Raw genomic sequence first — 2,825 nt, forward strand, 5'->3', positions numbered from 1 at the left:
GTAAAACTTTCAAACTATTGAGTTTTCTAGGTTCTGGCGTTGGTTGGAGGTGTTTGCCTCTCTCCCTGCGCATTTACTAATCTAGCAACTCTACTTTGGTATGTCAACCCCTTTTCTCAATTTTTTTTATTTTTAGTTGGATGACAATGCTTACATCTCATATCTGGAGAGGCTTTTGATGTTTAAAAATTTGTCAAAAAATATTTGATTCAAAAATATCTGCGAAATAATGTCCATTTTAAAATTACTTTATGGACTATTGCTTTTTACTTACAGGAGAAAGGACTAATGCCACATATTTGTTTTGTATGTAGCAACTGAGTTATCTCAAATTTAAGGCCAAATGAAGAAGTTAAGCGTACCTCACTAAATCTAAGAAACGTCATATAGTAGAATATTTTTATTAATGGCTTGACACTCTCACCCTTAAATAAGGGCGATTATAACGGGAGATTCTTGCAAGTGGTGACGCAACGCTAGGCAAAAATAGATTCTCGGGCTAGATAACAAATCAAACAAGTTGAGTTGTCCCCCCGCTACTGCCATCTCCACAAGGTTTACAATAGATAATCATAGTAATGGCCTATAAATGTTATCCTAGGGTAGAGGCAATTTATGTAAGTATCAGGATTGTTGTTAAATGAAAAATTATGCTTGTATTGCTATTGGTATAAATCAATACGAGTTTATTCAACCTCTGAGTTATGCTAAACAAGATGCAGAAGCACTGCATAGCTTTTTGTTAAACGAAACAAATTTTTCACCAGAACAATGCCTATTATTAACGGACAGTAATTTATTACCAATTTGGGAACAACCAACCTATCCTTGTAAAGAAAATTTACTAAACCTGATAGAAGACTTTTGTCAACACCAATTGCAAAAGGAAAATTTTATCTGGTATTTCTTTAGTGGTTATGGTGTTGTTTATCAAAATCAAGACTATATAATGCCAATTGATGGTAATCCTCAAGACCCCGAAACTACAGGAATATCAATAAAAAAGCTACTAGAAACTTTGAAAATATATCCTACAGGACAAGTTTTGGTGATTTTAGATGTTAACCACAATCGTTTAATGGAAATGGACAACCAAGTTGGTGTTCAAGCAGCAGAAGTAGCGAGAGAGTTAGGAATACCTCTGTTAATGTCATGTTGTCCACAGCAGTTTTCCTATGAAACTTCTGCACTACGTCTAGGATTTTTTACAGCGGCTATTATAGAAGGGTTACGTTATGGGAAATGTAAAACACTAAAAGAGTTAGATAGTTTTTTAAGTAATCGCTTACCGGAATTATCTGCTCAGTATCTACAACAAAAGCAAAACCATCTAATAATGGTACATTCTTCTGAAAAAATGAATCAGATGATTTTACCTCAAAAAAATTACGATGATTCTAACTCCAGGGAAGAAGAAGAAGAAGAAAGTGTAATTGTTGATTCATTAATTGCTTCTACAACAGAAAAACAAGTTATAAAGTCAGTAAAAACTCCCTTAAAAAACATTACTACTAAAATAAATATGGTGAATGGTAATAAGAGTCATAATCATAACATTGAATCTCAAATAAATAGCCAAGATAATATATATATAAAAGCAGAAATGTCTGAAAATATTTCTCAAAACATTAATTCCGATCAATATTTTTTACAAAAGCTGATTGTAGGAAGTAGTCTAACTTTTCTAGTACTTTTATTAGGTGTATTTTTGACAAATAAATCTATATTTACAGGTACACAGGTAGTAGATATAGAGGCTGTACCTAATATAAAAATGGAGGAAGATGCCTCATCAGAAGTAACTTTATCAACATTACCTGTGGTCTCTTCTTCTGAAGGTCAATCTCAAGAAAAAACTGATATCGCTAAGGAAAATAGCGGAAAACAAGAAGAAAGTCAAACTTCAGCAAATCAATTAATATTATCTGAAGCTGTAACTGAACTTGATTCAGTTATGGCCTCTAGTTTTAGTAAAGCAATTATTAAAGCTGCCCAAATTTCTCAAAGTGATCCGCTTTATCCTGAAGCACAAAATCAAATAGAGCGTTGGAGTTTAACTATTCTTGATATAGCTAGTGGACGAGCATTAAAAGGAGATTATGATGGTGCAATTAATACAGCTAAATTAGTACCTGTGAATGTCCGACCAATTTATCAAGAAGCACAGTTAGCGATCGCTGAATGGCAACCCCAAGTAATTCAACAAAAAAAAGCTAATGAAGGGTTTAATGAAGCATTGCTCAAAGCTGCAAAGGAAAAGATTAAGCCCGGACTAGCTTCATCTTATATTGAAGCAATTAATGATGCCCGTAAAGTTCTACCTGGTGAGTCTAAATATGAAGAAGCTCAAAAATTGATTACTCAGTGGAGTAATACTATTTTTAGCATAGCTAAAGTACGAGCCAAAAATAACAACTTAAGTGAAGCTATTTTGGCTGGTGAATTAGTTCCTTATGGAACACCAGCTTATGGATCTGCTCAAGAAGCACTAGCAGACTGGAAAAACCAACAACAAACAAAGAAAAAAAATTGAACCAATCGTAATAATAAATTATCAATCAATAGGTATCCACTCAATATGATGGGGTAGGTAATGATTTATGGAGGCCAAGACCAGCCAAAGGAATTAACAACAGGAACGATCAGCCAATAATATAGCAATGAGCGCTGGCATCTTTACATGTTACATAGATATTTGCAATGTAATATAAAAGTAACTGTATGAGCTGTATTTTTCATAAATTAGGCGATCGCTAAACCTTAAAGTTTTAAGGATGTCTGTAATGGTATTGATAATTTACAGTTTATAGCTTGAAATTGTTTAC

1 protein-coding gene is annotated in these 2,825 nt (G+C 33.3%); it reads left to right on the forward strand.

The window, feature by feature from the left end; translation table 11 throughout:
* Nucleotides 1-640: 640 nt before the first annotated feature.
* Nucleotides 641-2,533: a caspase family protein gene (locus F6K27_RS32790; protein ID WP_287280129.1), complete on the forward strand. Its 1,893-nt coding sequence runs from the start codon at nucleotides 641-643 to the stop codon at nucleotides 2,531-2,533.
* Nucleotides 2,534-2,825 lie beyond the last annotated feature (292 nt).

The sequence above is a fragment of the Okeania sp. SIO2F5 genome (genome assembly GCF_010692685.1).
GTDB lineage: Bacteria > Cyanobacteriota > Cyanobacteriia > Cyanobacteriales > Microcoleaceae > Okeania > Okeania hirsuta.